This is a genomic window from Allobosea sp. 05T433 (genome assembly GCF_056396065.1).
Genome location: NZ_JBFTKS010000010.1, coordinates 149,334 through 174,909, shown reverse-complemented (window position 1 = coordinate 174,909; position 25,576 = coordinate 149,334). Strand labels below are relative to the sequence as shown.

General features: G+C 65.1%; 25 protein-coding genes. 4 read left to right on the top strand and 21 right to left on the bottom strand.

Annotation, left to right across the window (positions count from 1 at the left end; all coding sequences use genetic code 11):
- Positions 1-22 precede the first annotated feature (22 nt).
- The 6 genes from AC1DGP_RS16265 to AC1DGP_RS16240 form a co-directional block, all read right to left on the bottom strand.
- Complete coding sequence (locus AC1DGP_RS16265) at positions 23-1,354, bottom strand: flagellin N-terminal helical domain-containing protein (protein WP_441506245.1); 1,332 nt, start codon at positions 1,352-1,354, stop codon at positions 23-25.
- A gap of 206 nt (positions 1,355-1,560) precedes the next feature.
- Entirely contained in the window at positions 1,561-2,901 is a 1,341-nt protein-coding gene (locus AC1DGP_RS16260) for a flagellin N-terminal helical domain-containing protein (RefSeq protein ID WP_476832313.1), read from the bottom strand.
- Between the two features lie 242 nt (positions 2,902-3,143).
- Positions 3,144-3,605 carry a hypothetical protein gene (locus AC1DGP_RS16255; protein WP_441506243.1) on the bottom strand — a complete coding sequence of 154 codons (462 nt, stop codon included), beginning with the start codon at positions 3,603-3,605 and terminating at the stop codon, positions 3,144-3,146.
- A 192-nt stretch (positions 3,606-3,797) separates the two neighbouring features.
- Positions 3,798-4,286, bottom strand: coding sequence for a hypothetical protein (locus tag AC1DGP_RS16250; RefSeq protein WP_441491508.1), 489 nt, complete (start codon positions 4,284-4,286; stop codon positions 3,798-3,800).
- The gene (locus AC1DGP_RS16245) at positions 4,273-4,641 is read right to left on the bottom strand and encodes a rod-binding protein (protein ID WP_476832312.1); all 369 of its coding nucleotides are present in this window, start codon (positions 4,639-4,641) and stop codon (positions 4,273-4,275) included. Before AC1DGP_RS16245 ends, AC1DGP_RS16250 begins: the two co-directional genes overlap by 14 nt.
- On the bottom strand, positions 4,641-5,774 hold the full coding sequence (locus AC1DGP_RS16240) for a flagellar basal body P-ring protein FlgI (RefSeq protein ID WP_043237642.1): 1,134 nt from the start codon (positions 5,772-5,774) through the stop codon (positions 4,641-4,643). The genes AC1DGP_RS16245 and AC1DGP_RS16240 overlap by 1 nt, the downstream gene beginning before the upstream one ends.
- Before the next feature lie 227 nt (positions 5,775-6,001).
- Between AC1DGP_RS16240 and AC1DGP_RS16235 the strand changes: the two genes are divergently transcribed.
- Complete coding sequence (locus tag AC1DGP_RS16235) at positions 6,002-6,409, top strand: flagellar assembly protein FliX (RefSeq protein ID WP_441491506.1); 408 nt, start codon at positions 6,002-6,004, stop codon at positions 6,407-6,409.
- Positions 6,410-6,562: 153 nt separating this feature from the next.
- Here AC1DGP_RS16235 and AC1DGP_RS16230 read toward each other — a convergent pair whose 3' ends face one another.
- From AC1DGP_RS16230 to AC1DGP_RS16215, 4 genes are all read right to left on the bottom strand, one after another.
- Complete coding sequence (locus tag AC1DGP_RS16230) at positions 6,563-7,735, bottom strand: alpha/beta fold hydrolase (protein WP_476769133.1); 1,173 nt, start codon at positions 7,733-7,735, stop codon at positions 6,563-6,565.
- Between the two features lie 121 nt (positions 7,736-7,856).
- Positions 7,857-8,402, bottom strand: coding sequence for a 2,4'-dihydroxyacetophenone dioxygenase family protein (locus AC1DGP_RS16225; protein WP_441491504.1), 546 nt, complete (start codon positions 8,400-8,402; stop codon positions 7,857-7,859).
- Between the two features lie 106 nt (positions 8,403-8,508).
- Entirely contained in the window at positions 8,509-9,231 is a 723-nt protein-coding gene (locus tag AC1DGP_RS16220) for an SDR family NAD(P)-dependent oxidoreductase (RefSeq protein WP_476775878.1), read from the bottom strand.
- Between the two features lie 62 nt (positions 9,232-9,293).
- On the bottom strand, positions 9,294-10,133 hold the full coding sequence (locus AC1DGP_RS16215; protein WP_476775879.1) for a hypothetical protein: 840 nt from the start codon (positions 10,131-10,133) through the stop codon (positions 9,294-9,296).
- 218 nt (positions 10,134-10,351) lie between these two features.
- Between AC1DGP_RS16215 and AC1DGP_RS16210 the strand changes: the two genes are divergently transcribed.
- Positions 10,352-11,566, top strand: a complete 1,215-nt coding sequence (locus AC1DGP_RS16210; RefSeq protein ID WP_441491501.1) for an NADP-dependent isocitrate dehydrogenase — start codon at positions 10,352-10,354, stop codon at positions 11,564-11,566.
- A 319-nt stretch (positions 11,567-11,885) separates the two neighbouring features.
- Here the strand turns inward: AC1DGP_RS16210 and AC1DGP_RS16205 are convergent, their stop codons facing one another.
- From AC1DGP_RS16205 to flgB, 11 genes are all read right to left on the bottom strand, one after another.
- On the bottom strand, positions 11,886-12,530 hold the full coding sequence (locus tag AC1DGP_RS16205) for a hypothetical protein (RefSeq protein ID WP_476769136.1): 645 nt from the start codon (positions 12,528-12,530) through the stop codon (positions 11,886-11,888).
- A 27-nt stretch (positions 12,531-12,557) separates the two neighbouring features.
- Positions 12,558-15,200 (bottom strand): alanine--tRNA ligase, encoded by a 2,643-nt coding sequence (alaS, locus tag AC1DGP_RS16200; RefSeq protein WP_476832311.1) that lies wholly within the window; start codon positions 15,198-15,200, stop codon positions 12,558-12,560.
- Positions 15,201-15,381: 181 nt separating this feature from the next.
- Entirely contained in the window at positions 15,382-16,428 is a 1,047-nt protein-coding gene (recA, locus tag AC1DGP_RS16195) for a recombinase RecA (protein WP_113514031.1), read from the bottom strand.
- A 166-nt stretch (positions 16,429-16,594) separates the two neighbouring features.
- A complete protein-coding gene (locus AC1DGP_RS16190; RefSeq protein WP_441491498.1) occupies positions 16,595-17,074 on the bottom strand; it encodes a hypothetical protein in 480 nt (159 codons plus the stop codon).
- Positions 17,075-17,131: 57 nt separating this feature from the next.
- Positions 17,132-19,633, bottom strand: coding sequence for a cell cycle histidine kinase CckA (gene cckA / locus AC1DGP_RS16185; RefSeq protein WP_441491497.1), 2,502 nt, complete (start codon positions 19,631-19,633; stop codon positions 17,132-17,134).
- A 75-nt stretch (positions 19,634-19,708) separates the two neighbouring features.
- Complete coding sequence (gene flhB / locus AC1DGP_RS16180; protein ID WP_441491496.1) at positions 19,709-20,776, bottom strand: flagellar biosynthesis protein FlhB; 1,068 nt, start codon at positions 20,774-20,776, stop codon at positions 19,709-19,711.
- Positions 20,777-20,785: 9 nt separating this feature from the next.
- Positions 20,786-21,544, bottom strand: coding sequence for a flagellar biosynthetic protein FliR (gene fliR, locus AC1DGP_RS16175; RefSeq protein ID WP_069882615.1), 759 nt, complete (start codon positions 21,542-21,544; stop codon positions 20,786-20,788).
- A 74-nt stretch (positions 21,545-21,618) separates the two neighbouring features.
- Complete coding sequence (gene fliQ, locus AC1DGP_RS16170; protein ID WP_069879968.1) at positions 21,619-21,885, bottom strand: flagellar biosynthesis protein FliQ; 267 nt, start codon at positions 21,883-21,885, stop codon at positions 21,619-21,621.
- Positions 21,886-21,911: 26 nt separating this feature from the next.
- Positions 21,912-22,238, bottom strand: a complete 327-nt coding sequence (gene fliE / locus AC1DGP_RS16165) for a flagellar hook-basal body complex protein FliE (RefSeq protein ID WP_441506233.1) — start codon at positions 22,236-22,238, stop codon at positions 21,912-21,914.
- A 29-nt stretch (positions 22,239-22,267) separates the two neighbouring features.
- Positions 22,268-22,678 carry a flagellar basal body rod protein FlgC gene (gene flgC / locus AC1DGP_RS16160; RefSeq protein WP_043237671.1) on the bottom strand — a complete coding sequence of 137 codons (411 nt, stop codon included), beginning with the start codon at positions 22,676-22,678 and terminating at the stop codon, positions 22,268-22,270.
- A 27-nt stretch (positions 22,679-22,705) separates the two neighbouring features.
- Complete coding sequence (gene flgB / locus AC1DGP_RS16155) at positions 22,706-23,107, bottom strand: flagellar basal body rod protein FlgB (protein WP_476775882.1); 402 nt, start codon at positions 23,105-23,107, stop codon at positions 22,706-22,708.
- A 258-nt stretch (positions 23,108-23,365) separates the two neighbouring features.
- On the opposite strand from flgB, the gene AC1DGP_RS16150 reads away from it, so the two are divergent.
- Together AC1DGP_RS16150 and fliP are read left to right on the top strand one after the other, a co-directional pair.
- Positions 23,366-24,676, top strand: a complete 1,311-nt coding sequence (locus AC1DGP_RS16150) for a hypothetical protein (RefSeq protein WP_476775883.1) — start codon at positions 23,366-23,368, stop codon at positions 24,674-24,676.
- A 197-nt stretch (positions 24,677-24,873) separates the two neighbouring features.
- On the top strand, positions 24,874-25,575 hold the full coding sequence (gene fliP / locus AC1DGP_RS16145) for a flagellar type III secretion system pore protein FliP (protein WP_476769140.1): 702 nt from the start codon (positions 24,874-24,876) through the stop codon (positions 25,573-25,575).
- The last annotated feature ends 1 nt before the right edge of the window (position 25,576 follow it).

The window sequence follows — 25,576 nt, the reverse complement described above, 5'->3', positions numbered from 1 at the left end:
GAGGTCGGGTGCTTCGGCGCGATCAGCCGAAGAGCCGGAGCACGCCCTGGTCGGCCTGGTTGGCCAGCGAGAGCGCGGTCTGCGAAAGCTGCTGGCGCGTGTTCAGTGCCAGCAGGCTTGCGCCTTCCTCGTTCGGATCGGCAAGGACGAGATTGTCGGCACCGATCTTCAGCGTATTCACTAGCTCCTTGGTGAAGTCCTGACGGGTCTGGGCGACCGAAAGGTTCGAGCCGAGCGTCGAGGCCAGCGACTTCAGCGAGGTCAGGGCGCCGGTCAGGGACTGGGTCGCCTTCTCCAGGTCGAGGTCGTTCTGGAAGTTGACGAAGCCAGCCAGCTGGGTGTTGACGGCCTGGTCGATGCCGAGATTGGCGGCGCTCAGGGTCGAACCCTGGATTTCCAGCTTGGTCTGGTTCGTGCCGGTCTTCTCGTTGAAGACGATCGAGAGGCGGTCGCCTGCGAGCAGGTTGATGCCGTTATAGCTCGAATCCTTGGCGAGCTTGTCGATCTGGTCGCGCAGGTCGTTGAACTGCTGGATCAGGTTCGAGCGGACGGCCGAGGTGACGTTCGACGAGGTGATCGTCGAGGTGCCGACGACGGCATCCAGCGCGCTGAAGCCGATCGCGGCGTTGTCTCCGCCTGCCTGGGCATCGGTGATTGCAGCACCACCGTTAGCGCCTGAGCCGAAACCAAAGGCGACGGTCTCGGAGCCGGTGCCCTTGACGTTGAGCTGGCCCTTCTCGTCGACGAAGGCTGTGGCAAGCCCGGACTTGTTGATCTCGTTAACGACATCCCGGACAGTCGTGTTCGCGGACGCAAAGGAGGCTGTGTAGGTGGTGGTGCCGACGGTGATCGAAATGCCGAGCGACGGCGTTGCTGTCGTGTCGATGCCGAGGTCGCCGGCGGAGGCGGGGGTCGCGGTGGAAACAGCCGTATCGCCGGCGCTGCCAATACGCTTGTCGAGCGCGATATCCTTGAGGCTCTTGCTGGTCACAGCCGCTTCGGTAGCGTTGGCGAGAGCCGTGCCGGCCTTGGTCGGGCGGTTTTGGGCCGCGTCGGCCTGGGCCTGCTTCACCGTCGATTGCAGCGACTGCACCAGCTTGGTGACGCCGTCGATACCCTTGGATGCCGACTGAATGGTCTGGATGCCGTTGGAGATGCCGTCGAGCAGGCCGGTGAGCTGGCTGGAGCGGTCGTTCAGCGAGGCCGAGGTGAAGTAGTTCACCGGGTTGTCGATGGCCGAGTTGACCTTCTTGCCGGTGGCGAGGCGATTCTGGATGACGCTCTGCTGCGCGGTGGTCTGCTGAAGCGTCAGGAGGTTGTTGCGCACGCCGCTGGAAAGAATCGTATTCGCCATCTTCGGTCCCCTGGAACGCGCGATTCGGCGCTGAGCCAAATTTTCTGGGCCGATAATCCCTTGTTAGGGATAACAAATGGTTAAACGAGGGATGCGGCGTGCTCCTCATGCCGTCCGTCAAATGCAAAAGAGGCGGAGCTTTCGCTCCGCCTCTTTTTGTCTTCGGCCCACATTCTGTGGGCGAGCCCGCTTCTGCGGACGAAGGATCAGAACAGGCGCAGGACCGCCTGGTCGCCCTGCGAGGCCATGGAGAGGGCGGTCTGCGAGAGCTGCTGACGGGTCTGCAGCGAGAGCAGGTTGGCGGCCTCTTCGTTGGCATCGGCATTGACGAGGCTATCGGCACCAGCCGCCAGCACGCCGGCGAGGTCCTTGGTGAAGTCCTGGCGGGTCTGCGCCACCGAGAGGTTTGCACCAAAGCCCGAAGCAACCGACTTCAGCGAGGTCAAGGCGCCGGTCAGGGCCTTGGTTGCGCCTTCCAGATCGGCGTCGTTCTGGAAGTTGGTGAAGCCGGCGAGTTGGGTGTTGCCGGCCTGGACGATGCCAAGGTTGTCGGAGGTCAGCGTCGAGCCCTGAATCTCCAGCTTGGACTGGTTCTTGCCGGTCTTCTCGTTGAACTGGATCGAGACCTTGTCACCGGCCAGCAGGTTGACGCCGTTGAAACCTGAATCCTTGGCGAGTTCATCGATCTGCGTGCGCAGGTCGTTGTACTGCTGGATGAGGTTCGAGCGAACCGCCGAAGTCACGCCAGATGAGACGCCGCCGGTGGTGCGATCAGCCGCTGCTAGACCGAAGGCAGCATTGCCAGCGCCGGTCGAGGCTGCGGTGGTCGAGGCCGTGGCATCGGCACCGGTGCCAATGCCAACGCCCAGTGTCTCCGAACCGGTTCCCTTGACGTTCAGCAGGCCCTTTTCATCGACGAAGGCAGTAGCGACACCCGAACCATTGATGGCGTTGACCACATCGCGAACAGTGGTGTTGGCCGTCAGGGCGATCGAAACGTTGGTCGTCGAAGTTGGGGAGGCTGGCGTGCCAGTGGTGAGCTGGATGGTCAGCGAGGGAGCGGCCGTGGTGTCAACACCCAGGTCGCCGGCGCTGCCGGCAGTGGCTGCAGAGACCGCCGTATCGCCGGCGCTGCCGATGCGCTTGTCGAGTGCGATATCCTTCAAGCTCTTGCTCGTCGCAACAGCTTCTGCTGCGCCGGCGAGCGTGGTGCCGGTGCCGACGACGGTCGGACGGTTCTGAGCGGCGTCGGCCTGGGCCTGCTTCACAGTGGACTGCAGCGACGAGACCAGTTTGGTGATGCCATCGATGCCCTTGGAGGCAGCCTGAATGGTCTGGATGCCGTTCGAGATGCCGTCGAGCAGACCTTTGAGCTGTCCCGAGCGCTCGTTCAACGACTGGGCGGTGAAATAATTGACCGGGTTGTCGACCGCGGTGTTCACCTTCTTGCCGGTGGCCAGCTTATACTGGGTGGCCTGGGCGGCGGCAGCGGTCTGCTGGAGAGTGGCGACCGAATTGCGGACAGCCGAAGAGAGCGTAATAGCCATAGTCGTTATACCTTCTGGTATGGTGCCATTCTGGCGTCATGGCCTTCTGGCCGCGACCCGAGGACACTCGGTCGCCAACCCGTAACGAGTGGTAAATTTCACCGGTCGAATTGCCGTCAGATTGGGCAAAGCCACTGCATGGTTAAGCGCGCGATAAGACGGTGGCTGGGTTCCATCGGCCCAAACGCAAACCGCCCGCGGGAGCGGGCGGCTGGGATACAAATTCGGGAAGGCAGCCCTTGTCAGGCGGTGCGCTCGACATAATGCTGCGCGCTGGTTTCGTCGGCGAGCCGGGCTTTCTCGGCGAGTTCACGTGAATAGATGCGCAGCCGGAGCAGCGTCTCGTCAGGCAGTTGCGAAACGGTCTCGCCGGTCACCCTGTTCTTCTTCTGGATGACAACTTCGCGGGTGCGCGGCTCGATCACGATGCGACGCTCGATGAGATCGCGCAGATCCTGTTCGCGCTGGCGCGCCGCCTGCCTGTCCGTGGTGGCGTTCTGCTTTGCCATGGCGTCGTCGCGCCGCGCTTGTTCAGAGCGGGCCTGCAGATCGAGCTGGACCGCTTCACCCGCTGTTGCCGACTGGACGGTTTGCGCCGCCGGCAGTTCGACCGGGATGCTCCCCTTGGTCGCGGCGGCATCGCTTCTGGCGGTCACGTGATAGGCGCCGACCGCTGTCGCCCTCGTCGAGGCCCCGAAATCCATCGCTCACTCCTTCTGGAGTCGGATAACGGCCGCCCCTCGCGGCCGTCGCACGAAAGGCGCGGACAAGCCGCACCCTTCGCATCATATCGACAATGACCGCGAAGATTGAATCTTCCGTAAGGAGATTAGGTAAATTTTGACGATTGCCGTGGCAGCCGCCGCCTCCCCCCTGGCACGCTGGCTCCCCGTGGCTCAGAGACTGCGGGAGATCACGAGCGGCCCGGAGTTCGGGCGGACAAAGGCGCCGGCTCCCACAGTTGCCGTCGGTCCGTAGCCGGCGGCCCGCATCGGACGGTTTGCCTCGGAGGCGAGATCGCGGACGATCGATTCCGAGACGGCTCGCGCGGTGGCAAGCACGATCTGGTTGATCTCGATCAGGTCCTGGAATGCGACATGGGCGGCCTTCAGGCGCTTGACCTGATCGGGGACGAAGCGCGCCAATGCCACCGCATTCAGCTTCACCTGCTCGACGCCGCGCATATAGATGCCGGCAAGCTCGGTCTTTCGCGGTTCGCGTTCCATTGCGTCCGACAATTTGCCGGCGCGGACCAGTTCGGTTTCCTCGCCAACGACATGGGACAGGGCCCCGAGCGTCTCCAGCACGGCTTCGATCAGCGCCTGCGCTTCGAGAGCGCTTGCGATCCGCGGCCGCTCGTCCAGTACACGCCTAGCCAGCGACACGTGCAGCTCCGGTAGTCATCGCCGCGGTGGCGTGTTCCTGAACCTGCAGCAGGCTGCGCATGATCGGATCGGACAGGCCGATGCCACCGGCGCGCTGCAGATTGCGGGCATATTCCTGGGTCAGCATCGAGCGATAGACGCCACCGCCGGTGCCGTTCTCGCCGAGCGGTCCCTCGGTCTCGCTGGAGGCCATCAGTTTGTCCGTGACCTGTTCGAGGAAGACGGTCTCGAACTCGTCGGCCTGCTTCTTGGCCTTCGCCTTGGCGGGATCGAGAGCGTTTGCCAGGCCGCTGACGAGGCTTCCGGCAACGCCGAGCGCCAGTTTCGCAGCGGGGAGGGCGAGTGCGGCGGTCATTACATCACCTCGATTTCTGCCTGGAGGGCGCCGGCGGCCTTGATCGCCTGAAGGATGGAGATCATGTCGCGCGGGCCGATTCCGAGGGCGTTCAGTCCGTCGACGAGCTCGGCGAGCGTCACGCTCTCCTTGACGAGGGCGAGCTTGTTGCCGCCTTCGGTGTCGACCTTGACGTTGGTGCGGGGCACGACGGTGGTGCGGCCGCGGGCGAAAGGCTCGGGCTGGCTGACTTCCGGCTGCTCGCTGATCGTCACGGTCAGGTTGCCCTGCGCGACGGCGACGGTGGAGACGCGGACGTCCTTGCCCATGACGATGATGCCGGAGCGTTCGTCGATGACGATGCGGGCGAGCTGGTCGGGCTCGACCCGCAGCTGTTCGATCTCGGTCAGCATGCGGATCATGTTGCCCTGGAAGCGCGGGGGGATCTGCAGCACGACAGTCGAGGGATCGGTCGGCTCTGCCGCATCGCCGCCGAGGAAATCATTGATCGCAGCGGCGACGCGGCGCGCCGTCGTGAAGTCCGGGTTGCGCAGCGACAGCCGCAGCGTCTTCAGCTTGTTCAGCGCGAAGTCGATCTCGCGTTCGACCAGGCCGCCATTGGCGATGCGGCCGACCGTCGGCACGCCGCGAGTGATCTTGGCGGCGTCGCCCTCGGCCGAGAAGCCGGAGATTGCGACCGGCCCCTGCGAGACGGCGTAGACCTCGCCATCGGCGCCGAGCAGCGGCGTTGCGAGCAGGGTGCCGCCCTGAAGCGACTTGGAGTCACCCAGTGCCGAGACCGTGACATCGAGGCGCGTGCCCTGGGTGGCGAAGGGCGGCAGGTTCGCGGTCACCATCACGGCGGCGACATTGGCGGTGCGCATATTGGCGCCGCGCGTATTGACGCCGAGCCGCTCCAGCATCGCCTGCAGCGACTGCTTGGTGAAGGGCGTATTGTTCAGCGTGTCGCCGGTGCCATTGAGGCCGACGACGATGCCATAGCCGAGAATCTGGTTGCTGCGCACGCCTTCGACGGCGGCGAGATCCTTGATGCGGGAGAGCGCCTGCGCCGGCTCGGCCGCCCAGGACAGGCCGATGGCCAGCAGCGCGGCCAGCGGCGTCACAAGGCGTTTCAGGGAGGGCAGGCGAACCATAGGGCACCGGCGGGAATGAGACAGTAGCGGCTCATGCCTTGCGAGGGGCGTGCCAACTGCCGATTTCATGAAAACCCTTATTTGCCAGCCTGTTGTGAGGTAGGCTCTGTCTGGCGCTTGCCGTTGTCGCTATGTCGTTCCTGCCGGATCGGCAGTTTTTGCCGGGCGATTTACCGCTTGTTAACCATGCGGGTCCAAGGCTTGGCGCATCGTCAACCGAGGCCGTCATGATCCGTATCGACCCGCGCACGCCCGTTATCGGGGCAGGCTCGGCCAGCCAGACCCGGCGGGCCGGCGCGGCGTCGTTCTCTTTGCCCGGCCGCGAATCCGCGACGGCGGCACAGGGCAGCACGGTCAGCAATGCGGGGTCGCTCGATCTCCTGCTCGCGGTCCAGGCCGAAGGCGATGCGCAGGAGCGCAAGAAGCGTCAGGCACGGCGCGGGCATGACCTGCTCGACGGGCTCGACAGGCTGAAGGCTGCGCTCCTCTCCGGCCGCGTCCAGATCGCCGAGCTGGAACGCCTCAAGACGACGCTCTCGTTGCGGCGCGAGACCACCGATGATCCGCGCCTCGACGATGTGCTGGCTCATATCGAGCTGCGGGCGGCGGTCGAGCTCGCCAAGCTCGGGCGTTAGATCCTCGGACCAGAAATCGTATCCGGTCCGATGATCTAACCCTTTGTGTTTGCATCGGCCTTCCCGAAAGCCGCAATCCACTTTTCCGGCCGATGCAATGGCCTTCGAACCTGCCGCCGGTCCGATCAGGACCGAGCGGTTGCAGCGAGACCCTTACTGCGACAGGGCGCAAACGCTCGGCGGCGTCACGCCCTTGAAGCGCTGATCCATCCAGGCGATCGCCGCGTCGGCGCTGTCTCGCGCAGCCAGGAGATGGCCGACGCCCGGCAACGCATCGAATTGCACCGCGCTGCCGGCGCGACAAAGCTTGTCTGCGTAGTCGCGTGTCACCTGGGGCCGGACGAGCGTGTCGCTCGTGCCCTGCGCGATATAGACCGGGACGCTGCGCGGGAGGAGACCGGGGGTATTGCGGCTGAGAAGCGCGCGCCAAGGCTGCTGCTCAGCAAAGGCGTTGTCGACGAGGAAGCGGCGCTCCAGCGCCTTGGTCGGGCGCAGCCTGCTGAAGATGTCCGTCAGGCTCTCCAGGCAATCTGCGGCCAACTGATCGACCACCGGAATCGCGCCCGAACTCACGATCTTGTTCAGGGGCGCCTTGTAGACACGCGTCCAGGACCACAGGGTCATTGCCGTCAGGTTCCGGCCGCCATCCGTGTCGATGTCGTCGGACAGCAATGTGGCGAGTTCGGTCGCAGGCGCTGCGGCGGCGACACCGACGAGGTCGAGTTCGGGCGCCAGGCGCTTCGCCAGGATGCCGGTGAACAGCGCCGCGTGCCCACCCTGGGAGTGGCCCCAGACGGTGAAGCGCCGCCCGGCGGAGGCATTGGGGAGCTGGCCGGTCGCGCGCACCGAGTCGATTACGGAGCGGGCCGCGCTGGCGCCGACCAGATAAGGATGGACCCCCGGTGCGCCCAGGCCCGGATAGTCCGTCGCCGTGACGATGTAGCCACGCGCGAGCATCGGACGCAGGCCCTGAATGGATTGGAAGATACCGCCGGAGCGCGACGGTCCGCATTGCGGCTGGACCCCGGTCGTCGGGTGCGCCCAGGCGACGACGGGGCGTCCCTCGGCCGGACCGGGGCCGGGCGGGACGATCGCAACACCGGACACGGCGATCGGCCGCCCGTCGAGGCCGACCGAGCGATAGAGCATCCGGTAGGCGCTGGCGCCCTCGGGCGTTCCGTTCAGAATCTCGGTCCGGATCAGCGTTCCGGGGCGCCCTCCGGCGATCTCGGCAGACGTCGCCGTATAGAAGTCCGATTGCGCGTCGGCTGGCGAGGGGAGGCCGGCCGCCGACATCCACATCAGCAGGGCGAGGACGGCGCGCATGAACGGTTCTCCAGAGGTGGCATAGGCTTCGGTCGGTTTGACCGGAACTAGCCGAGAGACCGTTTAGGATTCGTCCGTGCTGCCGAACCGACGCGTGTCGATCCGGCACGGAAACTGGTCGTCAGCGAATGAACTGGTCCGCGTAATCCGCTCCGAGCCCGTTGCCCGCGTAATGCGCGCGGCATTTGTCGAGGCGGGTGAAGACGTCGTCATAGCCCAGGCACTTGCCGTCGGGATCGACATAGATCATCGCGCCATTGACCTGGAACATGGTGATCATCTCTTCGACGTCAGGGTCGACGACGAGCGTATGGGTCTCGCCCGGCGCCTCGTAGACATAGGACCCTTCGGTCGCCACCCAGTCGTGCTCCAGGTAGCGCCACTTTCCCTTGAGGACATAGCCGTGCACGGGCAGGGGGTGGCGGTGGCGCGAGAGCACGCCGGCGCGGCGTACCTTCAGGAGGTTCATCCAGTATCCGCGCGTCACGCAGAAGAGCAGCGGACGGAACCAGACATTGTCATCGACCGGCACCCAGACCCGCTCGTCGGTTGGAATGACATTGGGCACGATCAGTTCGGGTGGGGAATCCTTCGGCTGAGGGTGGCGATAGGGCGTCCAGCGGTCCTCGGCGCTCGCCTCGACTGGCATGGGGTTCGGGTTGGTCATGGCGTTTCCTGCCTGAGATCTTGATTCAAGTCGTTGCCGGAGTGATTCCGGAAGCGGTTGCATGCCGTTGCCGTGTTTGGCGTTTTTGGTGTTGATGTGGATGGCGTCAGATGGCGAGATACCCGCCATCGACGGGCAGGATGGCACCTGTCACGAACTTGGCCGCATCCGAGAGCAGGAAGGCGATGGCGCCGCCGACATCGCTGGGTTCGCCCCAGCGACCCTGTGGTGTACGCGCCAGGATCGGCGCCGAACGGGCAGCATCCTCGACCAGGGGCCTGGTCAACTCGGTCGCGATCCAGCCGGGAGCGACGGCGTTGACGCGGATGCCTTCAGGTGCCCAGGCGGCCGCGAGCGACTTGGTGAGCTGGCCGATGCCGCCCTTCGATGCGGAGTAGCCCGGGGCGAAGGGCGAGCCGTGGAAAGTCAGCATGGAGGCGATGTTGACGATCGCCCCGCCATTGGCGGCGAGCTTGTCCTTGGCCGCCACGCACATCCGCATCGAACCGGTGAGGTTGACCTCGATCGTCAGGCGAAAGGCTTCGATCTCGAATTCCTTGCCGCCGCGCTGGATCATCCCGGCGCAGTTCACCAGCGCATCGATACGGGGGCAGAGCGCGACGATGGCCGCGACCTGATCATCCCTGGTCACATCGAGCTTGGCGTGACGGATCGTGGGGTGAGGCGGGGACGCCGCGACCTCATCATCGGTGAGGCCGGTGGCGATGACCTCGTAGCCGGACTGGGCGAGCGCAAGCGCAGCGCCTGCGCCGATGCCGCGTGTGCCGCCGGTTACGAGAGCGAATTTGGGAACGGGAGTATCTGTCATGCCTAAAGGCTAGAGCGACCGGGGCGATCACGGAAGGCCGGCAAAGGCAGAGCAGGGTCCCTTCATTCGAGGCTGTATTTCAGGCGCAGCAGGGCGGTGCCGCGCGTCTCGTACTGGCTCGCGACGAGCGGCATCTGACGTGCCAGCGCCAGATCGAGCGAGGCCTCCCAGGAGAGATTCGCCAGAGCTGCGAGATCGGCGCTCAACTTGACCTCCGGCACAAGCGTCGAGTGCGGGCCACCATCGGGAGCGAAGACGTAGCTGCCGGCCATGGAGAGCTGCGAGCTCATGGTCAGGTACTGAAAGAGCTGGTGGCGGAACCCGACCAGCAGACTGGCGTTCTGCTCGGGTTTTCCCGCCGTGCTGCTGCCGCCTCCCGTCGAGATCGTCCAGATGAAGCCGGGCCCCTTGTTGGCGACAGGCCGGGCCAATTTCCAGTCGATGCGTGCGTCGCCGACCTGCTCGTGCCCGGGCGGTGCGATCAGCTTGGTCGAGATCGAGAACGTGTCGGCGCCGAGCTGGAGGCCGACGCTCCGTTCGGGCGCAGACCCTGTCGGGCCACGTGTCGAAAAGCCCTGGCGAATGACGCTGAGCGGGATTTCCCTAGGCAACTGCCGGTTGGCCTTCGGCGTGGCGGGCCAGTTTGCGCGCGCGCTCAGAGCCGGATCGAACGGCACGGCGTCCAGATCGTCCTGCGCCTCTTGAGCCTGTGGTTCGACCGCGTCGTCAGGCACTTCGTGGGTGAGGATAGGTTTGGGAATGGGGAAGCGCGGGCTGTAGGCACCGTCGTCATTGGCCTTCGCCGCCCAGCCCGTGACGAGCAGGAGGGCAACGATGCCGGCCCGAGCCCCGATGGACCGGCCAGCACGAATACTGCAGCGATGGTGATACAAAGTCGGCATTCTTCCTCGGCGGCGATCTCAAATCGAAGTTAGAACGGGAAGGTGCAGTTTTTGCGGCAGTGCAGCATGAAGGCAGTGCGGCATGAGGCTTGGGCAACTCGGCCAAAAGCCGTGCTTCCCCAGTGGCACGTAACCCGCTAGGAAGCGCGCGGGCGGGCTGCGGAGCTATGGCAGCCCGGAAACGTTCCAGACTGGCCAGCAGCAGGGGTCGAAATCACATGAGCAAGATCAAGGTCGCCAATCCCGTCGTCGACATGGACGGCGACGAGATGACCCGCATCATCTGGCAGAAGATCAAAGACACGCTGATCTTCCCCTATCTCGACCTCGAGCTGGATTATTACGACCTGTCCGTCGAGAACCGCGACGCGACCAATGACCAGGTCACGATCGATGCCGCCAACGCCACCAAGAAGCATGGCGTCGCGGTGAAGTGCGCCACCATCACCCCGGACGAGGGCCGGGTGAAGGAGTTCAATCTCAAGCAGATGTGGAAGTCGCCGAATGGCACGATCCGCAACATTCTCGGCGGCGTGATCTTCCGCGAGCCGATCATCTGCAAGAACGTGCCGCGCCTCGTGCCGGGCTGGACGCAGCCGATCGTCATCGGCCGCCACGCCTATGGCGACCAGTACCGCGCCACCGATTTCAAGTTCCCCGGCAAGGGCACGCTCTCGATCAAGTTCGTCGGAGATGATGGCGCCGTGATCGAGAAGGAGGTCTTCAAGGCTCCGGACGCCGGCGTCGCCATGGCGATGTACAATCTCGACGATTCGATCAGGGATTTCGCACGCGCTTCGCTGAACTACGGCCTGATCCGCAAGTACCCGGTCTATCTCTCGACCAAGAACACCATCCTCAAGACCTATGACGGCCGCTTCAAGGATATCTTCGAGGAGATCTACCAGGCCGAGTTCAAGGCCGAATTCGACAAGCTCGGAATCACCTATGAGCACCGTCTGATCGACGACATGGTCGCTTCGGCGATGAAGTGGTCGGGCGGCTATGTCTGGGCCTGCAAGAACTACGATGGCGACGTGCAGTCCGACACCGTGGCCCAGGGTTTTGGTTCGCTCGGCCTGATGACCTCGGTGCTGATGACGCCGGATGGCAAGACCGTCGAGGCTGAAGCCGCGCACGGCACGGTGACGCGCCATTATCGCGAGCATCAGAAGGGCAGGGAGACCTCGACCAACTCGATCGCCTCGATCTTTGCCTGGACGCGTGGCCTCAGCCACCGCGCCAAGCTCGACAACAATGCCGAACTCGCCAAGTTCGCGACGCTGCTCGAGAAGGTCACGGTCGACACTGTCGAGGCTGGCGACATGACCAAGGATCTGGCGCTGCTGGTCGGTCCCGACCAGAAGTTCCTCTCGACCACCGGCTTCCTCGAGAAGGTCAGCGAGAACATGCGCAAGGCGATGTCTGCCTGAGCTCTGCGATCCTGAGTGAATGAGTTGAAGCGCCCGGATCCCGATCCGGGCGCTTTTTGCTGTCGAGGCCAAGGTGCATGCGACGACACAGCGTGTCGTGCCGTGCAGACCAGGTCAGCCGCTGGCGTAACGTCAGCGGGGTGATCCGCACGTGCTGCGGCCGACATCCGTCCTCGACGAAGGGAACCTGGTCGCTCGGTTGGGCGGGCTCTGCGGGATGACCAGCAAACTCACTGCGGAGCCGTCTCGGAGAGCTCCGCGCTATCGCTCGCCTTGAGAACGCCGATCGCGATGCCTGGGCACGCGGCCGGGATGATCGCTACTCGATCGTGAGGGGGCGGCGAGCGAGGATACGCTGGCCGCTCAGCGGTGCGTTCATGACATAGCGAAGTTCATAGCTGCCCGGCTTGTCCGGTGCTTCCAGCAGCGCTTCGACATTCTCTGCCGGATAGAAGGATGGGCCTGCCGCGTCCACGGCTGCATCAGGCGCCGTGATGACGACGCGATCGCGCTCGCCATTGGGACCGATCCCGCGAACCGGGATGCTTGTCTTGGCCTTGGCGCGGTCCGGCGCCGACAAGGTCGCCGAAGGGGATGTGGTTGCCAGGGGCTGCCTGGCCAGGATCTCGGGCTTGCCGGAATCCTGGCGAACGAGGCGGAGTTCATAGCTGCCGGGCTCGCCGGGCGTCGTGATCGCGGTTGCGGACACGGCGCCGAGAATGACCGAGACGATGGCCGCTTCAGCAGGATCGCTGGGGCGCGCGATGGCGAGCTGTGATTGTGCCGGCGCCTTGCTGGCGAACACCGTCAACATGGAGCCGGCCATCGCGCTACGCGAGGCCGACAGGGTTGGCTGGACGGGCTGGGCCGGTGCGGCGGGGCGGGGGCGCACCTGCTGGGCAAAGCCTGAGGCGCTCGCTGCCACCAGGGCAAGAGCAATGGTGGCGGCGAGACGATACTGCACCCCGTCTTCTCCGTCGTCCGAACCCGGTCAGCTCATCGCGGCTGCGACGGCGTCGAGCGCAGCCTGCGCCTTGGAGCCGTCCGGGCCACCGGCCTGCGCCATGTCGCGGCGCCCGCCACCGCCCTTGCCGCCGAGCTGCTCGGAGGCGGCGCGCACCAGCGCCACCGCGTCGAAGCGCGAGGTCAGATCCTCGGTAACACCGACGACGACGCCGGCCTTGCCGTCCTCCGCGACGCCGACAATGGCGACGACGCCCGAGCCGACGCGAGACTTGGCTTCGTCGGCGAGGCTCTTCAGATCCTTCATCTCGACGCCGGTGACGGCGCGGGCCAGGAGCTTGGCGCCGGAAATCTCGAGGATCGGATCCTCGGCGCTGCCGCCGCCGCCCATGGCGAGCTTCTTGCGCGCCTCGGTGAGTTCGCGGTCCAGTTTGCGGCGCTCCTCGACCAGGGCGGCGAGCCGTGCCTCGGCTTCGGCCGCGGGGACCTTGAGCAGGCTGGCGAGGTCGCGCAGACGCCTGGCATCGGTGTTGAGCTGACGCCGGGCTTCCGTGCCGGTCACCGCCTCGAGACGGCGCACGCCAGCTGCCACCGCGCTTTCGCCGGCGATGCTGACGATGCCGATATCGCCGGTGCGCGAAACATGGGTGCCGCCGCAGAGCTCGACCGAGAAGGCCTTGCCGGCCTCGGTCGTCCCCATCGAGACGACACGGACCTCATCGCCGTATTTTTCACCGAACAAGGCGCGGGCCCCCGAAGCGATGGCTTCGTCGACGCTCATCAGGTGGGTCGCCACCGGCTCGTTCCGCAGCACGGCTGCGTTGGCGATATCCTCGACCTGGGCCAGCTCCGCCTCGGAGATCGGCTTGGGGTGCGAGAAATCGAAACGGAGCCGCTCAGGCGAGACCAGCGAGCCCTTCTGGGCGACATGATCGCCAAGGACGAGCCGGAGCGCCTCATGCAGCAGGTGGGTCGCGGAGTGGTTGGCGCGAATCGTGCTCCGGCGCGCATGATCGACTGTAAGCTCAGCCGGTGTGCCGAGCTTGATTTCGCCCGAAGTGACCTTGACCGCGTGGGCGAAGATGTCGCCGAGCTTCTTCTGCACATCCGAAACTTGTGCGGCGAAGCCCGCCCCGGTGATTGTGCCGGTATCGCCAACCTGGCCGCCGGACTCGCCATAGAACGGGGTCTGGTTGAGCACGACGAAACCGGTGTCGCCGGCCTTCAGGCTCTCGACTTCCGCATTGTCGCGGATCAGTCCGGTGACAACGCCCTCGGCCGTCTCGGTGTCGTAGCCGAGGAACTCGGTGGCGCCGACGCGGTCGCGCAGCGGGAACCAGAGCTTTTCTGTCGCAGCCTCGCCGGTGCCGGACCAGGCGGCGCGCGCCTTCGCCTTCTGCTGCTGCATCGCCGCGTCGAACCCGTCGAGATCGACGCCGATATCGCGGGCGCGGAGCGCATCCTGGGTCAGGTCGAGCGGGAAGCCATAGGTATCGTAGAGCGTGAAGGCGACATCGCCCTTCAGCTTCTGGCCGGCGCCGAGATCCTTGGCAGCGTCGTCGAGAATCGAGAGGCCGCGTGCCAGCGTGGTGCGGAAACGGGTCTCCTCGAGCTTCAAGGTCTCGGTGATCAGGGCCTCTGCACGCAGCAGTTCGGGATAGGCCTGGCCCATCTCGCGGGTCAGGACCGGCACGAGCCGGTGAAGCAACGGCTCCTTGGCGCCGAGCAGCTGGGCATGGCGCATGCCGCGACGCATGATGCGGCGCAGGACATAGCCGCGGCCTTCATTCGAGGGCAGAACACCGTCGGCGATCAGGAAGGCAGAGCAGCGCAGGTGGTCGGCGATGACACGATGGCTCGCCTTCATCGGTCCGTCGGACGAGACCGATGTCATGTCCGCGATGGCGCGGATCAGGGTCGCGAAGAGGTCGATCTCGTAATTGTCATGCGTGCCTTGAAGCACGGCGGCGACACGTTCCAGCCCCATGCCGGTGTCGATCGAGGGCCGCGGCAGATTGGTGCGGATGCCGCCGGCGGCCTCCTCATACTGCATGAACACGAGGTTCCAGATCTCGATGAAGCGGTCGCCGTCCTCATCGGGCGAGCCTGGAGGGCCGCCGGGGATTTGGTCGCCATGGTCGTAGAAGATCTCGGAGCAGGGGCCGCAGGGGCCGGTGTCGCCCATGCGCCAGAAATTGTCCGAGGTCGGAATCCGGATGATCTTCGAATCCGAAAGTCCGGCGATCTTCTTCCAGAGCGCGTGCGCCTCGTCATCCTCGGAATAGACCGTGACGGTCAGCTTTTCCTTGGGCAGGCCGAACTCGCGCGTGACCAGCGTCCAAGCGTGGGTGATCGCCTGCTCCTTGAAGTAGTCGCCGAAGGAGAAGTTCCCCAGCATCTCGAAGAAGGTGTGGTGGCGCGCGGTGTAGCCGACATTGTCGAGGTCATTGTGCTTGCCGCCGGCGCGCACGCATTTCTGCGCCGACGTGGCGCGCTGGTAGGAGCGCTTTTCCTGTCCGGTGAAGACGTTCTTGAACTGCACCATGCCTGAATTGGCGAACATCAGCGTCGGGTCGTTGCGTGGCACGAGCGGGCTCGATGGCACCACCTCATGGCCGTTCGCCTTGAAATAATCGAGGAAGGTGGACCTGATTTCGTTGACGCCGCTCATCGCAATTCGAACTCTGCTTCAGGATGGGTGGCCGGGCGGGCCTGCTGGTTGGGATCGGTTCTAGTCAGCGGCTTTGCACCTGTCCAGAATTCCCGTGACAAGGCCTTGGCGCATAAAAGAAACGGGCGGCCCCGAAGGGCCGCCCGCCAAAAATACCCTGCCGCTGGCGCGGAGATAAGGCTCAGGCGTCGCCCTCGTCGAGATCATCGTCGGTCGGTGTCGCCTCATCGAGGATGCGATCGGCAACGAGGCCTGAATTCTGCCGGATCGTGGCCTCGATGCGCGCCGCAACGTCCGGATTGGCCTTGAGGAAGGATTTGGCGTTCTCGCGGCCCTGGCCGAGGCGCTGGCTGTCGAAGGAGAACCAGGCTCCGGCCTTCTCGACCATCCCGGCCTTGACGCCGAGGTCGATCAGTTCGCCAACCTTCGAGATGCCCTCGCCGAACATGATGTCGAACTCGACCTGCTTGAAGGGCGGCGCCACCTTGTTCTTGACGACCTTGACGCGGACCTGGTTGCCGGTGGCCTCGTCGCGCTCTTTCAGCGTCGAGACGCGGCGAATGTCGAGGCGCACGGAGGCGTAGAATTTCAGGGCGTTGCCGCCGGTCGTGGTCTCGGGCGAGCCATACATCACGCCGATCTTCATGCGGATCTGGTTGATGAAGATGACCATGCAGTTCGAGCGCGAGATCGACGCGGTGAGCTTGCGCAAGGCCTGGCTCATCAGGCGCGCCTGGAGGCCGGGCTGGACATCGCCCATCTCGCCTTCGATCTCGGCGCGGGGCGTGAGGGCCGCAACGGAGTCGACCACCAGCACGTCGATGGCGCCGGAGCGAACCAGGGTGTCGGTGATCTCGAGCGCCTGCTCGCCGGTATCGGGCTGCGAGATCAGGAGGTCGTCGAGATTGACGCCGAGCTTGCGGGCATAGACCGGATCGAGTGCGTGCTCGGCATCGACGAAGGCGCAAACGCCGCCCTTCTTCTGGGCTTCGGCAATGGTGTGGAGCGCAAGCGTGGTCTTGCCGGAGGATTCTGGTCCGTAGATTTCGATGACGCGGCCCCTGGGGAGGCCGCCGACGCCGAGCGCGATATCGAGCCCGAGCGAGCCGGTCGAGATGGTCTCGATCTCGATCGCCTGCTGGTTCTTGCCCAGGCGCATGATCGAGCCCTTGCCGAAAGCCCGTTCGATCTGCGAGAGCGCCGCATCGAGCGCCTTAGCCTTGTCCATCGAAGAGCCTTCCACGAGCCGGAGATTTGCCTGATTCACAACGTGCGCTCCTTATGGCAGGGGCGCGATCACTTCTCAATGTGCGCCGTGAGCAAATATGGTCACGGTTTGTTCCTGTCTTCAAGTTCTTTTTTTGTTCTCATTCATCGCCTCCCTGCAGAGCTGTTCAAGCCCGGCTGTCGCCCTTCGCTTGCATGGCCCGGATCTGCATCGCGTTGCCGAGCCGCTCCAGCTCCAGGGTGTAGCAGTAGAGCGCGAAGATGACGGCGATGAGGAGCGCCCCGCGCCAGCTCAGATCGAGATAGCCAAGATCGAGCTCCGGGACGTGCCGGAGATAATAGAGCGAGAACAGAGCGCCGCCGAAGATGAAGCCGATCCGGGCTGCGAAGGAGACGAAGTGGCCGATCACCAGGCCGCCATAGGTGGCGGGGATGGTCACATGACGCAGGCGCCACCAGTAGCAGGCCTGGCCGATCAGGACCGCGAGCGCGGTCTGCAACGCGCTGCCGCGAGTGGCAGTCATGATCGTTCCGATATTGTCGATCAGCAGGAGGAAAATGCCCCGCACATTGGCGAGCACGACGATCGCACACAGGGTCTGGGCGAGAAGCAGGATCAGGTATCTGCGTGAGTTCCCGTCCGACATCGCGCTGCCCGCATCGTTCGTGGACGCCGCGCCTCGCTACCTGCGCGGCCTCGCGCCTCAGCTCATCGCGGCCTTCACTGTCTCGACCAGCTGCTTCATCGTGAAAGGCTTGGGCAGGAAGTGGAACTGCTCGCCTTCCGGCAGGTTCTTGCGGAAGGCCTCCTCCGCGTAGCCGGAGACGAAGACGACCTTGGTGGCCGGGTTGCGCTGACGTAGCTCGCCAAGCAGGGTCGGGCCGTCCATCTCGGGCATGACCACGTCGGAGACGACGAGGTCGATCTTGCCGTCATGCTTGAGGAAGATATCGAGCGCCTCCACGCCCGAGGCCGCTTCGTGCACGGTATAGCCGCGCGAGATCAGCATGCGGGCATTGAGCGCACGCACCGCGTCCTCGTCTTCGACCAGCAGGATGACGCCGGCGCCGGTATGATCGGCTGCGACCTTCTTGGGCGCTTCCTTGGCAGCGTTGTCGGCGGCGATCTCCTCTTCCGTCGGCACGTGACGAGGCAGGAAGATGCGGAAGGTCGTGCCCTTGCCGAGGGTCGAATCGACGAAGACGAAGCCACCGGTCTGCTTGACGATGCCATAGACCATGGAAAGGCCGAGCCCCGTGCCCTTGCCGACCTCCTTGGTGGTGAAGAAGGGCTCGAAGATCTTGTCGAGATGTTCGGCCGGGATGCCGGTGCCGCTGTCTTCGACTTCGAGCATGACATAGTCCGCGGTGGGCAGGGCCTGATGGCCGAACCCGGCGCATTCTTCCGCTGCGACGTTGCGCGTGCGGACCTGCAGCTTGCCGCCGTCCTGCATGGCATCGCGCGCATTGACCGCGAGATTGACGATGACCTGTTCGAGCTGACCGAGATCGGCCTTGACCGACCAGAGGTCGCGGCCCTGGCGAATGTCGAGCGAGACCTTGTCGGCGACGACGCGCTTCAGCATCAACGAGAGATCGGAGAGCACGTCGCCGAGCTCGAGCACCTGCGGGCGCAGCGTCTGGCGGCGCGAGAAGGCGAGCAGCTGCCGGACCAGCGAGGCCGCCCGGTAGGCGTTCTGCTTGATCTGCATGATGTCCGGGAAGGACGGGTCGGTCGGCTTGTGGCTGGCGAGCAGGAACTCGGACGCGTTGATGATGACCTGCAGCACGTTGTTGAAATCGTGCGCGATGCCGCCGGCGAGCTGGCCGACAGCCTGCATCTTCTGGGCCTGGTCGATATTGTCCTTGAGCTTGCGCTCGGAGGTGGTCTCCAGCGCATAGACGATGGCGCGCTCACCATCGCTGTCCTCGGTCGCTGCGACCGGAGAGAGATAGAGTTTGGCCGAACGTCCGTCCTCGCCCGAGAGATTGGCATCGAGCGGGGCGATGTCGCTGCTGCCGGCCATGGTCGCTGCGAGCGCCTCGTCGAGGCTGCCGGGCGCGACGAGATCCTGGATTGTCGCGGGCTGGCGGCCCTGCTGCGTCAGCCGGGTGAAGGCGGCGTTGGAGCGCAGGATCGCGCCGTTGCGGTCGACAGTCGCGATCGCCATCGGTGTCGAGTGGAAGAAGCGGGCAAAGCGCACTTCGGCATCGCTGCGCCCGTCGGACCCGGCTTCGCCGGTCGTCCGGTTGAGCACGAGCGTGCGTGAGGGGCCAGCGCGGCTGTCGCTGCCGAAGGCAACCTGATGATGCAGCCTGACCGGCAGGGTCGTGCCATTGCGCCGGCGCAGATCGACATCGAGGACCTCGACGCGGACATCGCCGGGCTGCCCGCGAATGGCCTGGATCAGGGCAGCCGCGTTCGAGGTTGCGATGTCGTCGAGATGCAGTCCGCCCGAGCCGAAGCGGGCGAGGTCATAGTCGAGCCAGCCCGAGAGCGTGGCATTGAGATAGGGCACTTCGCCATCGGCGTCGATCGAGAGGAAGCCGGCCGGTGCGTGATCGAGATAGTCGATCGCGTGCTGGAGTTCCTGGAAGGCGTTCTCCTGACGCTCACGCTCGGGCGTCACGTCCGAGACGCTCCAGAGCATGGCGGCCTTGCCCTCGCGGCGCACGGGGGATACCCGGATTCGATACCAACCGACCGTGTCGCGACCGTTGAGGGCGGGCTCGAGCCGGACTTCCTCCGCCAGCCGGCGGCCTTCGCGCGCGGCGGTCGCCAAACGGTAGATCGCTTCCGAGACCTCCGGGCGGCCGGTAAACAGGCGTTCGACCGGCTTGATGTCGCTGGCTCCGCGGGCTCCGGCGAGCGCCAGATAGGTTTCGTTGGCGTAGACGATGCGGTTCTCGCCCTCGGTGACGACGACGCCGTCATCGGCGCTGTCGACGATGGCTTTGGTCAGGTCATTGCGCGCTGCGCGGCCCGAAAATTGAACAAGGCCAATAGAAAAGGCAAAGAGGCCGAAGACACCGATCACTGAAAGCAGGGCCAGCAGGCCCAGGATCAGCGGCTGCGCCCATTCATTGGCGATGAAGCCGAGCGCGATCGCGGCTCCGACGAGCAAGCCGGCGACAAGCAGGATCAGGCCGATACGGCCTGGCTTGTCGGAGCGATCGATCGCGGTTGTCGCCGTGGTTCCGCTCATGCGGCTGGTCCGTCCCGTTTCACGCCTCCTCGCCGCCAGCGAGGGGCTTAGCGCGCAGGTCGCGCAGATTGCGAGTTAGGCGCGCCTACCCTTCAGGCGCAAGACGTAACCGATGACTTCGGCGACGGCCTGATAGTGTTCGACAGGAATTTCTTCGTCGATATCGACCGTCGCATAGAGCGCGCGGGCCAGCGGCGGGTTCTCGACGATCGGCACGCGATGCTCCCCCGCGACCTCGCGGATCTTCAGGGCAAGCGCGTCGACGCCCTTGGCGAGGCAGAGCGGGGCGCCCATGCCCTGCTCGTATTGCAGCGCGACGGCGAAGTGGGTCGGGTTGGTGATGATCACGGTCGCCTTGGGCACCGCGGCCATCATGCGTTTCCTGACCCGCTGCGCGCGGATCTGCCGCAGCTTCGCCTTGACCTCGGGATTACCTTCGGAGTTCTTGAACTCCTCCTTGAGCTCCTGCTTGGTCATGCGCTGACGCTGGTACCAGCTGAAGCGCTGATAGACGAAGTCGCCGATCGCGATCACTGCAAAGAGCGCGAGCACGCTCGCCATCAGCTTGATCGTCAGCGACAGCGTCGCCGGCAGCATCGCGGCGACACTCATCTGCGCGAAGCTCTCGAGCCGGTCGTGCTCCTTCCAGAGCGTCAGGCCGACGGCGGTGCCGATCAGCAGGATCTTGGCGAGGCCCTTGGCGAAATTGACCCAGGCCTCCTTGCCAAAGATCCGCTTGGCCCCAGCCATCAGCGAGATCCGGCTGAATTTCGGCATCAGCGGCTCGAAGGTCCAGAGCGGCTTGTGCTGGATCAGCGCACCGGCAAGCCCGGCGCAGAGGATGAAGGCGAAGGGCAGGCCGAGCGCCATGAAGCCCGTCATCACGCCCTGCTTGGTGACGTTGAAGAAGGCCTCGCCGCTGGAAGGCACCTGATGCGCGTTCATCAGGAAGGAGCGCAGGGAAAGCGCCGCACTGCTCGCCGACCAGCCGGCTCCGACCAGCAGCGCCAGTGTGAAACCGCAAAGGACGAAGAAGGTGCCGATCTCCTGCGAGCGGGCGATGTCGCCCTTCTCGATCGCCTGGTCCAGCTTTCGCTGGGTCGGGTCTTCTGTCCTGTCCTCGTTGTCGGCGTCCTCTGACATCGCCGCTCCTCAGTTGCCGGTGAACTGGCGAAGGAAGTTGCCGAGATCCTCGAGGAAGACGCCCATCATCACGCCGACGACGGCGAGCAGCACGAGCATGCCGCCGAGGATCGAGGCCGGCACGGCGAGGAAGAAGACCTGAAGCTGCGGCATCATCCGCGCCAGCACGCCGAGCCCGAGATTGAAGAGCAGACCGAAGACGATGAAGGGCGCGGAAATCTGAACGGCGAGGGCGAAGCCCTGCGTCGCCGCACGGATCGCCAGGGTCATCATGTCTCCGACATCCGGAAAGCCGCCAGGCGGCAGGAGCCGATAGCTTTCATGAATCGCCGCGATGGCGACGTGATGGAGGTCGGTGACCAGGATCAGCGTGATGCCGAGCATCGTCAGAAAGTTGCCGATCGACGGGTTCTGCATGCCTCCGGTCGGATCGACCGTCATCGCGAAACCCAGGCCCATGGTCTGGGCCACGATCGCGCCGGCGCTCTGCAGGCAGGCCATCACAAGGCGCACGCTGAGCCCGATGGTCAGTCCGATCAGGAGTTCGCTGATGAGAAGGCCGACCAGCGCAGGCATGTCGCCGGGCGGGGTGATGATCGTGCGCGCCATGGGGACGATCATCAATGCGATGAAGAAGGCCAGCGACAGACGCGCGCGTGAGAAGATGAAGCGTTCGCCGATGCCGGGCATCAGCATCACGAGGGTGCCGACACGCGCGAAGACGAGCACGAAGAGCGCGCCGATCTCGGGCAGGATCGCGATCTGCATCGTGCCGGCTGGGCCCCTGCGCCACTCGGGACGCCACTGCGGCAGCCCCAGAGCCGGTCGCGGCAGCGTAAGGTTCATTCGCCCGTGGCGATTCGGACGGCGACCCGCCCCATATAGCCTGCAAGCGCATCGCCCATGAACGGCAGAAACAGCATCATGGCGGCAAAGACCGCAACGATCTTGGGGACGAAGATCAGGGTCTGCTCCTGAATCTGCGTCAGGGCCTGGACGAGCGAGACGGCGAGGCCGACCCCGAGCGCGACCATCATCAGCGGGCCGCCGGCCTTGAGGAAGACGACGATGCCGTCGCGCGCGACGTCGAGGATGGCGCCTGAGGTCATGGTTTGCGTCCTGATCGAGCCGGGAATCAGACCGGCATCCGCATGATTTCCTCATACGCTGCAATCACGCGGTCGCGAACCGCAACCAGCGTTTCGATCGCGGCCTCGCTTTCCGCGACGGCCGTGACGACATCGACGATATCGGAGCGGCCGGCGGCCACGCTTGCGGTCTGGATGTCGCTCTTGCGGCCGGCATCGGCGGTTGCTTCCAGCGCCTTGCCGATCAGCGAGGAGAAATCCGGCATGCCCGCGCTGGCGCCGGCGGCCGCACCGAGCGGCTTGCGCATCAGGTTGCCGGCGCCGAGACCCTGCGTCGAGGCGTAAGCGCCGGCGGCGAAGCTGGATGTGGCCATGGTGCGAGGTTCCGTTCCGCTGGCGCCGATCAGACGCGCAGGATGTCGATGGTGCGCTGGATCATCCGGCGCGTGGAGGAGATCAGGTTGAGATTGGCCTCGTAGCTGCGCTGTGCCTCGCGCATGTCCATGGTCTCGACCAGCGAGTTCACGTTCGGCATGCTGACATTGCCGGTGGCGTCGGCTGCGGGGTTGCCGGGCTCGAATTTCGTCCGGAAGGCGCTTTGGTCACGCTGGACGCGGCCGAGATCGACGACCTGGGCTTCGAGCTCACGGTCGACCCGCCGCTGGAACGTCGGAATCTTGCGGCGGTAGGGATCGACGCCGGCGCGATCCGGTCCCGAATCGGCGTTGGCCAGGTTCTCGGCGATGATCCGCATGCGGCCGGACTGGCTGCGCAGGCCCGATGTCGCCACCGCGATGCTCTTGAGAAGATCCATGAGGCTGCTGCTCCTGCGTCCGCTGCCTTAGCGGCCCTTACCGATCGCGATCTTCATCAGTCCGAGGCCCTTGCTGTAGAGCGAGGCGGCGAGCTGATAGTCGGACTGGTTCTGGGCCACCTTCATCATCTCGTCCTCGAGATTGACGCCGTTGCCGTTGGGAGTGACCTCGAAGCGGGGTGCCTTGGCGGTATCGAATCCATTGCGCTGTCCGGAGGGGGCCATATGGCCGGCAGAGGTCTGGGCCAGCGAGACGCCGGACGAAGCCGTGCCGATGGCCGGCGCCTTGAGATCCATCGGGCGGAATCCGGGGCTGTCGGCGTTGGCGACATTCTCGGACAGCACTTTTTGCCGGGACTGGTGCCAGTGCATACGCGTCTTCAACGCCTGCATCAGGTTTCCGCCAGCGCCTAAGGCATTGCCAGACATGGAGTTTGTCCCGTTTTCTCAGTGGATGGCCGTGATCGGAGCCGCGGAGCGATTCCGTCCTGACAGTCGATCCACTGGGAAAATATTGCCGGGTGCTTGGTTAATTTCGCGTTAAGATTCACGAATCCGGTGAACCAAATTAACCAAGTGCTAACCCTGTTTCCCGAAATTGCGGGCGTTATGCTATAGCCAACGTGTTGAACCTTGGGTGGAATTGCGGTCCGCCAAGGGCTGTCGCCGTCGCACATGAGGCAAACCTTGCAGACGTTGTTTGGCTTCGAACTCTCGACCGGCCTCCGCTGGATCATTGCATTCGCTATCGTCCTGATTCTGGTGGCGCTCTTCGCCTTCCTGCTGCGGCGCATCACCGGCGGGCGACTCAGGATAGGAGGGCAGGGCGGTGGCCGCGCCCGGCAACCGCGCCTCGGGGTGGTCGATATCCATGACCTCGACCGGCAGCGCCAGCTCGTGCTGATCCGGCGCGACAATGTCGAGCATCTGGTGATGATCGGCGGCGCGTCCGACGTGGTGGTCGAGACCAATATCGTGCGCGGCAGCAGCGGCGGACGGATTGCGGTACCGGCGCAGGCCGAGGCCCCGGTCTTTGAACGCCCTCTGGCGATCGACCCGGCGCTCGGTTTCGAGGCTCTTCGCGCCGATCTGCAGGAGGAAACGCGTCGCGCCTCTCCGCCGCCGCAGCCGGCCGCCCCGCAGCCGGATAGCCTGCCGCCGCTGCCGCATCGTACCCCTGGGCCTGTTTCGCGCGTCGAACCGGCTGTGGCACCGGCAGGCGCTGCAGCGGCTGGCATGGCCGGTCTCGCGGCAGGAGCTGCGATTGTGGCCTCACAGGCTCCGAATTTCGGGCGCAATCAGGCTCCCGCGCCAAGCGTGAGTTCCGATGAGCTTGACGATATGGCCCGTCAGCTCGAGGAGGCGCTGAAGCGTCCGCATTCGGCTGTCCGGTCGTCCCAGGCGCCGGCGACCCCGGTTCCGGACGTCGTTCTGCCGGTGACGCCGCCTGCGCCGGTCAAGCCTGAAGAGCCGAAGCCCGCAGCAGCCGCGCCGGTTCTCGCTCCGGTTCCGACTGCCCCTCCGCCGGTCTTCGGGCGGCCCGTCGGCGTGCCGCCGGATGTCGCTGCCGAACTCGAAATGGCCCTGGGCCTGAAGCCCAAGCCCTCGGACGTGGTGACGCCACCGGTGCCCGCCGTCGAACCGAAGCCCGCTCCCTTCCGCGAGCCTCCCGAAGCCGCCAAGCTGCCTGAGCCTGCACCGGTCATGCATCCCGAACCGACACCGGCGGAGCTTGGGGAGAGGCTTTCGGCAAAGGACGAGGACGACGCTCTGGAGGTCAGTGAGGACGAGGCCGATACGGAGGCCGAGGCAGAGATCGCCGAGTCAGAGACCGAGGCCGAGCCAAAGCCTGAGCCGTCCTCTGTTCCCGCCGCCGAAGAGCCGAAGGCCGAATCGAAGCCGGAGGAGAAGCCCATTCAGATCGATCCGTTCTCGGTCGATGCGATCGAAGCCGAGTTCGCGCGACTGCTCGGGCGTGATCCGAAGTCGAAGTCCTGACCGGACGGGCGTGATCAACAGGATTGTCGGGCTGCGACGATCCTGATGCCGCCGGCTTGGTTGCCCTGGCGGACATGGGCGCCCTAGCGTCGTCTCGCCCGATCGGTTGAGTCGGGCTTTGATGGCGGCTTTGCGTGATCCTGACCCTGACGGATGCGAGATGGCGTCGCGGTTGCCGCGTCGCTTGTGCCGGCGCGATGGTCGCGCTTGCGCTCTGCGAGCCGGCTCGGGCGCAAACGCTTTCGCTTGATCTCGGGCAGGGTGGGGGCGTCGCCGAACGGGCGCTGCAACTCATCGCCGTCATCACGGTGCTCTCCCTGGCGCCGTCTATCCTGATCATGGTGACGTCGTTCACGCGGATCGCGGTCGTGCTGTCCCTGCTGCGCTCGGCCATCGGCACGCAGACCGCGCCGCCCAACGCCGTGATCGTCGGGCTGGCGCTGTTCCTCACCGGCTTCGTGATGGCGCCGACATTGCGCGAAGCCTATCGCGTCTCGGTCGAGCCGCTGGTTGCCGGGCAGATCCAGCCCCAGGAGGCCTATAGTCGCGGCGTCGTGCCCTTCAAGGCGTTCATGCTCAAGCATGTCCGCGAGAAGGACCTGATGCTGTTCATCGAGATGTCGCGGGAGCCCCGCCCGACGCAGCCGGAAGATATCCAGATCCAGATTCTCGTGCCGGCATTCATGATCTCGGAGCTGCGCCGGGCGTTTGAAATCGGCTTCCTGCTGTTCGTGCCATTCCTCATCATCGATCTCGTCGTGGCCTCGATCCTGATGTCCGTCGGCATGATGATGTTGCCGCCGGTGACGGTCGCGCTGCCGTTCAAGCTGATCTTCTTCGTCCTGGTGGACGGCTGGGGCCTCGTCACGGGATCGCTGATCAAGAGTTACGGAACGTAGC

Bases quoted from the DNA above. Each gene is read 5' to 3' on its own strand.
- AC1DGP_RS16240 (WP_043237642.1), bottom strand. From the start codon at position 5,774: ATGGTTCGCCTGCCCTCCCTGAAACGCCTTGTGACGCCGCTGGCCGCG.
- cckA (WP_441491497.1), bottom strand. From the start codon at position 19,633: ATGAGCGGAACCACGGCGACAACCGCGATCGATCGCTCCGACAAGCCA.
- recA (WP_113514031.1), bottom strand. From the start codon at position 16,428: ATGGACAAGGCTAAGGCGCTCGATGCGGCGCTCTCGCAGATCGAACGG.
- AC1DGP_RS16230 (WP_476769133.1), bottom strand. From the start codon at position 7,735: ATGCGCGCCGTCCTCGCCCTGCTGATGTGGATGTCGGCGGCCGGCCTC.
- AC1DGP_RS16255 (WP_441506243.1), bottom strand. From the start codon at position 3,605: ATGGATTTCGGGGCCTCGACGAGGGCGACAGCGGTCGGCGCCTATCAC.
- AC1DGP_RS16220 (WP_476775878.1), bottom strand. From the start codon at position 9,231: ATGACAGATACTCCCGTTCCCAAATTCGCTCTCGTAACCGGCGGCACA.
- AC1DGP_RS16225 (WP_441491504.1), bottom strand. From the start codon at position 8,402: ATGACCAACCCGAACCCCATGCCAGTCGAGGCGAGCGCCGAGGACCGC.
- fliR (WP_069882615.1), bottom strand. From the start codon at position 21,544: ATGCAGATCGCGATCCTGCCCGAGATCGGCGCGCTCTTCGTGCTCGTC.
- flgB (WP_476775882.1), bottom strand. From the start codon at position 23,107: ATGTCTGGCAATGCCTTAGGCGCTGGCGGAAACCTGATGCAGGCGTTG.
- flhB (WP_441491496.1), bottom strand. From the start codon at position 20,776: ATGTCAGAGGACGCCGACAACGAGGACAGGACAGAAGACCCGACCCAG.
- flgC (WP_043237671.1), bottom strand. From the start codon at position 22,678: ATGGATCTTCTCAAGAGCATCGCGGTGGCGACATCGGGCCTGCGCAGC.
- AC1DGP_RS16190 (WP_441491498.1), bottom strand. From the start codon at position 17,074: ATGTCGGACGGGAACTCACGCAGATACCTGATCCTGCTTCTCGCCCAG.
- fliQ (WP_069879968.1), bottom strand. From the start codon at position 21,885: ATGACCTCAGGCGCCATCCTCGACGTCGCGCGCGACGGCATCGTCGTC.
- AC1DGP_RS16210 (WP_441491501.1), top strand. From the start codon at position 10,352: ATGAGCAAGATCAAGGTCGCCAATCCCGTCGTCGACATGGACGGCGAC.
- AC1DGP_RS16235 (WP_441491506.1), top strand. From the start codon at position 6,002: ATGATCCGTATCGACCCGCGCACGCCCGTTATCGGGGCAGGCTCGGCC.
- fliP (WP_476769140.1), top strand. From the start codon at position 24,874: ATGGTCGCGCTTGCGCTCTGCGAGCCGGCTCGGGCGCAAACGCTTTCG.
- AC1DGP_RS16260 (WP_476832313.1), bottom strand. From the start codon at position 2,901: ATGGCTATTACGCTCTCTTCGGCTGTCCGCAATTCGGTCGCCACTCTC.
- AC1DGP_RS16265 (WP_441506245.1), bottom strand. From the start codon at position 1,354: ATGGCGAATACGATTCTTTCCAGCGGCGTGCGCAACAACCTCCTGACG.
- AC1DGP_RS16215 (WP_476775879.1), bottom strand. From the start codon at position 10,133: ATGCCGACTTTGTATCACCATCGCTGCAGTATTCGTGCTGGCCGGTCC.
- alaS (WP_476832311.1), bottom strand. From the start codon at position 15,200: ATGAGCGGCGTCAACGAAATCAGGTCCACCTTCCTCGATTATTTCAAG.
- fliE (WP_441506233.1), bottom strand. From the start codon at position 22,238: ATGGCCACATCCAGCTTCGCCGCCGGCGCTTACGCCTCGACGCAGGGT.
- AC1DGP_RS16245 (WP_476832312.1), bottom strand. From the start codon at position 4,641: ATGACCGCCGCACTCGCCCTCCCCGCTGCGAAACTGGCGCTCGGCGTT.